The 2329-nt window shown below is 39.4% G+C and carries 4 protein-coding genes; 2 read left to right on the top strand and 2 right to left on the bottom strand.

Going from position 1 to position 2329, the window contains the following annotated elements:
• Nucleotides 1-86: 86 nt before the first annotated feature.
• Nucleotides 87-359, bottom strand: a complete 273-nt coding sequence (locus CDZ78_RS17725; protein WP_087868120.1) for a hypothetical protein — start codon at nt 357-359, stop codon at nt 87-89.
• A 177-nt stretch (nt 360-536) separates the two neighbouring features.
• Between CDZ78_RS17725 and CDZ78_RS17720 the strand changes: the two genes are divergently transcribed.
• Together CDZ78_RS17720 and CDZ78_RS17715 are read left to right on the top strand one after the other, a co-directional pair.
• Nucleotides 537-752 (top strand): DUF1289 domain-containing protein, encoded by a 216-nt coding sequence (locus CDZ78_RS17720; RefSeq protein ID WP_230990738.1) that lies wholly within the window; start codon nt 537-539, stop codon nt 750-752.
• A 2-nt stretch (nt 753-754) separates the two neighbouring features.
• Nucleotides 755-1420 (top strand): alpha/beta hydrolase, encoded by a 666-nt coding sequence (locus CDZ78_RS17715; RefSeq protein WP_087871167.1) that lies wholly within the window; start codon nt 755-757, stop codon nt 1418-1420.
• A gap of 219 nt (nt 1421-1639) precedes the next feature.
• On the opposite strand, the gene CDZ78_RS17710 is transcribed toward CDZ78_RS17715, so the two are convergent.
• A partial coding sequence (locus tag CDZ78_RS17710) for an ISAzo13 family transposase (RefSeq protein ID WP_167374386.1) occupies nt 1640-2329 on the bottom strand: 690 nt, incomplete at its 5' end.

Here is a 2329-nt window from a genome sequence, read left to right as displayed (position 1 = left end):
ACGCGGCTTTAGATAAGTCCACCTAATAGATGAATTCATTGGATTGCCTGCTGTATGCTGTTGAAGAATATCTAAAAAGTCTTGATCTATTCCACTGTATTCAGGGGTAGAGGTCTTTTTTTTCGACCGCCTCCAGGTTGTCTGATTCCTGTTATATCCAGTTCTAATTCGGTGAGTTCTTTTTTTCCTTGGCGGATAGTTTTTGGGTCACACTCTAATAAAGCTGAAATATAGTTAACGCCACCATGAGATAATTTTTCACTTTCAATGGCGGCATACCGTCGCTTATTTTTTTCACAAAGTGAGTCATAAAATTTCTTCATCGACTTTTCGATATTTTTTTTATAAGGAAATGACATAAGACAACCACTGAGTAATAAATTAAGATAACCTTAATTTAGGGGAGATATTTCATTATTCAAGCTTGGCTGCTTCAGGAAGTTATTTCGTGCACATTCCTTATCCTGAAAGATGAGATATACACTCCCCCTGTCGATTACCTGGATAGTACCAAGACTATTACCTACATTAATGCTTTGCTGGATAAACATCTAAACTCAAAAACTGACTCCCCCTGTATCCGCCAATGTACCCTGAATGATCAGGATGTCTGTTTAGGCTGTTTTCGTTTAATCAATGAAATCACTGATTGGACCTATGCAAGCGAACCTGAAAGGCGCACCATTTTAAGCCATGCAGAACAACGCAAAACACTATATAATAAAAACCTAATACAAGCAGATAAACAATAACTATGACTTCACCACTTAGCTGCGTAGAAATCCCAGCCACTTCAAATCCAAAGTATTCCGTTATCTGGCTACATGGCCTGGGGGCAGATGGTCACGATTTTGAAAGTATTGTGCCTGAGCTTAGGCTGAATAATGCGGCTCATATTAATTTTATTTTTCCGAACGCACCAGTACAGGCGGTTACTATTAATGGTGGCATGCAAATGCGTTCCTGGTATGACATACTCGAAGCATCACTGGACAGAGAGGTCGCCGTGGATGATATTTATCAATCGTCTGCATTACTGGATCAAATTATTCAACAACAAATCGACAAAGGCATTAAAGCAGAAAACATTTTGCTGGCAGGTTTTTCCCAGGGAGGCGTTATTGCTTTGCATACAGGCTTACGCTATCCACAAAAACTAGCCGGTATCATGGCCTTATCCACCTATATGCCAACTACCGAGCAGCTTAAAACAGAGCGAGCTACGGCTAATAATGAAATACCCGTGTTTATGGCACATGGCACAATGGATCCAGTGGTTTACCCACAAATTGCCAAAGATTCATTTAATCGTTTACAAGCAATGAATTACCCTATTAGCTGGCATGAATATCCGATGCAACACTCCTTATGTATTGAAGAAATTACGGATATTTCAGCGTTTATAAATCGGGTTTTGTAGCTTGAGTTAAATACAACAGAGCGTAGATTAGACATAAGTCCAACCTACATTTATGAACTCTTACACAGAACATCACTGCCGTTAAGTTAAATTGATTAACATAGGATGTGTTGACGACAGGAAACGCATCAGCCCCTAAAGATGCGCTTCGTGCCTCAGCACATCCTATACCTGTCACATTAACTTAGGAATAAGCACGAAACAACTTCCCGATATTAATTATTCTTGAGGAATTGCACGGTAATTCCATTTTGGTAAATGTGTATCAAATACAATCGGCATTATTTCTTTGAAGTCAGCGGCATATTTTCGTCCTGTCTCGTATATTTTGTCGAGTATGTGAACAATTGTTGTTAGTCCTTTTGACGTTGATGTTCTAGAAATCAATGTTTTAACTGTTTCAACCGAGTCAAATACAACACCTTCACAAGCACGAGTCACATGAGGAAAAAAACGATGTTCAATGGGATTATACTTGGAGGTATAAGGAGGATAGTGGGCAATCCTAATTTCCAATCCAAGTGCATTCGCAGTCTTTTGTAAATCTTCTTTAAGAATGTAGTGCCGTGAGCTGTTACTCCCTCCACCATCGCAAAGGATCAACAATGATTTTGCTTTAGGATAATGAATAATACCCTCGTTTACCCACCATTGAAATAAGCTATCACAGGCAAATTCACTGGTATCATGACTCGTTCCAAGCGTGATATATCCTGTGTTTCGTTTGAGGTCATAAAACCCATGAGGAATAACACTGCCTGTTGCAGAGCTAGGGAAATCATGATCATTCGTTTGAATGGCTGCTTGTGTATAGAGCGATCCATTACGATAAAAAGTACCCAATAACTCTTTCTTTTTGGTATCCATACTAATAACAGGGTTTCCCGCATCCAGGTAGTCCTGCTTCAA

The sequence above is a fragment of the Bathymodiolus platifrons methanotrophic gill symbiont genome, from assembly GCF_002189065.1.
Taxonomy (GTDB): domain Bacteria; phylum Pseudomonadota; class Gammaproteobacteria; order Methylococcales; family Methylomonadaceae; genus Methyloprofundus.
Note: the sequence above shows the minus strand (reverse complement) of the source record. Positions and strands in the feature narration are given on the sequence as shown.

Excerpts from the sequence above, each read along its gene's own strand:
- CDZ78_RS17725 (WP_087868120.1), bottom strand. The coding sequence starts at position 359 with ATGTCATTTCCTTATAAAAAAAATATCGAAAAGTCGATGAAGAAATTT.
- CDZ78_RS17715 (WP_087871167.1), top strand. The coding sequence starts at position 755 with ATGACTTCACCACTTAGCTGCGTAGAAATCCCAGCCACTTCAAATCCA.